The organism is Pseudorhodobacter antarcticus, assembly GCF_900110135.1.
GTDB lineage: Bacteria > Pseudomonadota > Alphaproteobacteria > Rhodobacterales > Rhodobacteraceae > Pseudorhodobacter > Pseudorhodobacter antarcticus.
Genome location: NZ_FOCO01000097.1, coordinates 1 through 2,676 on the forward strand (window position 1 = coordinate 1; position 2,676 = coordinate 2,676).

The 2,676-nt window shown below is 56.0% G+C and carries 4 protein-coding genes; all 4 read left to right on the top strand.

Features of this window, described 5'->3' with window-relative positions; all coding sequences use genetic code 11:
• Positions 1 to 496 precede the first annotated feature (496 nt).
• The 4 genes from BMY36_RS19745 (at position 497) to BMY36_RS18955 (ending at position 2,643) form a co-directional block, all read left to right on the top strand.
• A complete protein-coding gene (locus BMY36_RS19745; protein WP_139194164.1) occupies positions 497 to 763 on the top strand; it encodes a hypothetical protein in 267 nt (88 codons plus the stop codon).
• A 180-nt stretch (positions 764 to 943) separates the two neighbouring features.
• Positions 944 to 1,618, top strand: coding sequence for a TniQ family protein (locus tag BMY36_RS21000; protein ID WP_074819085.1), 675 nt, complete (start codon positions 944 to 946; stop codon positions 1,616 to 1,618).
• Positions 1,503 to 2,153, top strand: a complete 651-nt coding sequence (locus BMY36_RS18950; protein ID WP_050520615.1) for a hypothetical protein — start codon at positions 1,503 to 1,505, stop codon at positions 2,151 to 2,153. The genes BMY36_RS21000 and BMY36_RS18950 overlap by 116 nt, the downstream gene beginning before the upstream one ends.
• 22 nt (positions 2,154 to 2,175) lie before the next feature.
• The gene (locus BMY36_RS18955) at positions 2,176 to 2,643 is read left to right on the top strand and encodes a hypothetical protein (RefSeq protein ID WP_074819090.1); all 468 of its coding nucleotides are present in this window, start codon (positions 2,176 to 2,178) and stop codon (positions 2,641 to 2,643) included.
• Positions 2,644 to 2,676: the final 33 nt, after the last annotated feature.

The following is a 2,676-nucleotide window of genomic DNA, read 5'->3' on the forward strand; positions in this document are numbered from 1 at the left end:
ACGCCCATTACAGAAGTCGTGGGATAAGTCTGTCCGGGGATAGGGGAACCCTCACCGTCAGACCATTTGTGCAACAGAGCCGGCGGTCAACTGCAGTTTGCTTATGCCGATAAATTATAGTCCGTAATTTTTTCCCTTTGCCGTAGGGCAAAAAACGGAATCGAAAAAGAATCGCGATTCTTACGCCTCGGATGAGACTCAAACTGCCAGATCCAGTATCATCGTAAGGGTCACGAGGGCGGCACACCCTCAGGAAATCGGGACAGGATAGAGCCCGGTAGGTAGGACATCATCTTAGTGCATGAAAGCGGGGCGGCGGAAACGGGACCCCCATCCCTTGAGCCAGGCGTGTGCAGCCAGACGGCGAAAGGTCCATCGATCAACAATCGTCGGGCTTTCGCACGTGCTTTTTTTACTGACACATTTTTGTGCCGGGGCGGGCAATCTGTCTGTTTACAGCCATACGGCCGGTGACGGTTGGACAAGGTCGCGTGCAGTGTTGCAGGCGACCAAGGTGTCACGCGCAAAAGCTGACTTTTTCCAGGGGTTCGATGAGGTGGAATTTACCGCACCGGAAGTAGGCGCCCGGAAAAAAGATAGCCTTAGTAAATTCCAAAACATCAATGAAAATCAGTTTTTTAACTCGAATCATTCAGTCAGCACAGTGATTTTTAACGTGCCTGAAAACAACAAAAACTGCGCCTCTCCAATTCGCATGGACTGGAAGCGCATACCCGGGCGAAAGGGAGGACCAATGACGTAGCCCTAAAACACAAAAGCCGGACCTGGCCGGGTCCGGATTTTGCATCTCAACACTGGCTGAGAAAACTTCGCTTACAAGGTATGAAATACCGGAAGTCCCCAGTCCAGTCAAACAACAATCGCCGGGGCGTTCGCCGCCGGGCCTGAAATTATGGACTGAACATATGAGTTCCGAATACGAATGGAAAGAACCGCGCCCCTCGAGAGCGCGAAAAGAAATCCCCTGATCCGCCCACGGGCATTTCGTGGTGCAGATGGTCATTCACGACAGCGACGAGGATCCGGGACAGATTTCGCGCTGCGGGAGCCTCGCCGAATACCACACCCTGCGTCAGGATGGGGCCGATGTTTTTCACCTCCGGGGACAGAAGCTTGTGCTTCCGGTCGTCCGGCGGACGTTGCCAGATTTTGTCCTGATTGCCTTCGTGCTGATGCCGATGGATTTTCGGGTGTCGCCGAGGGTGCAAGCCGACTTCGGTGGGCCTGGCTCATGCGTCCCGTCGTTGCCTGTCCGGTCCATAATGTGCGCCTGACAGAGTTGGCCGCACCCGATCCTGTCAACGCCTTTGACCTTCCGGGGCTGTTTGCTCAGCATGATGTTGAGCTTGCAGACATTGCCAGCACTGAGGTTCTCACACCCGGCCCGCTCCAACGCTATGTTGTGGACCGAATGACGACGGGTGGGGCAGGGAGCGCATGGCTGGACGGTCAGGACATCGCACCAGCAGTCAAGGCGCGAGATGCTGGGCGCGTTGATCGAGGCTGGGCCGAACGCGCAGGTGATAACCTATACAGAGGAGGAGTGGGCGCGGGTGGGCGATATCGGGTTCGAAGTCTGTTCCTCAGGTCCAGATGAGATGCTTGATGTCTTCCGGCGTTTGCGGGTTGCTGGCGGACGCACCAGCGGCCGCGCAGGGCCGCAGGCGGCCTATGGGTTTGTGTTCAACTGGTTGAACTACGCCAGCAGTGCGCAAGATTCAGGCCCGTTTCGGGACATATTGCGCGACGCGATCGTCGACAATTTCGCGATCGGACCGGGAGAGGTCATTCTGGGTCAGGAGATCACCCAGAGGCGCGTCCATTCCGTAAATTCGCTCTCCAATGCGACGGGGATCAATCGGTGGCGGCTTTACCGGGTGATGCGCAAGTCAGGGATGATTCCTGAAACGGCTGACGACGCAGCGTTCAATCAGTGGGTATTTCCGGCTGAGGAGGGCGAGCGTCTGGTCACCAGGATCACAAACTCGGTTCATCTGAACAAGGTTCAGCATGTGTTGGGGTGCAGTAAAACCCAGGCCGAAGTCCTCGCGCGACACGGGCTGATCACTTCTATCACGCCGATCGCGGACGATCAGATCAGCCAGACCCTGGGGTCAGTTCAACCGGGATGATCCGGAGGCCTTCAAGGACGAGGTGCTTCGCGATACTCGGCATGACACGGCTGAATCTAAAGACTTCGTCAGCTTGACGGCGGCTATCGCCGGCAAATCTTCAACGGCCGAGATCCTGCAGTGGCAACTCGCTGGACAACTTCGCGGGACCCGTCTGCTGAACGGCGTCCAGCGGCTCGATCACCTGCGGTTTGATCGCCATGCAATATTGTCATTGGCGAAAGATCGGCGCGGACCTGACCTCAACCGTGTCACGCTTTTTGCAAGGACCCTCGGTATTTCGCCGAAGTCCGTCAAAAAGCTGCTCCAAGCAAAGCGTGGCGGTCCTCGGCTTTCGCTTGCGCCTGCTTCGGCCATCGCAGACCTGAACGGCACCGTTTATGTCGCGACTGTTGAAATCGAACGATTTCTGGGAGAATACATCACTCTTGCTTGTCTTATGAAGGTCCCAGCTTTTGTGCGAAACAAGAGCCACAGACAAGCATTTTGAAATGCTTGTCTGTGGTGGTGGTTGGATCGTTTA

What these genes read in the sequence shown, in the direction of transcription:
- BMY36_RS21000 (WP_074819085.1), top strand. Translation starts at nt 944, where the DNA reads ATGGAAAGAACCGCGCCCCTCGAGAGCGCGAAAAGAAATCCCCTGATC.
- BMY36_RS18950 (WP_050520615.1), top strand. Translation starts at nt 1,503, where the DNA reads ATGCTGGGCGCGTTGATCGAGGCTGGGCCGAACGCGCAGGTGATAACC.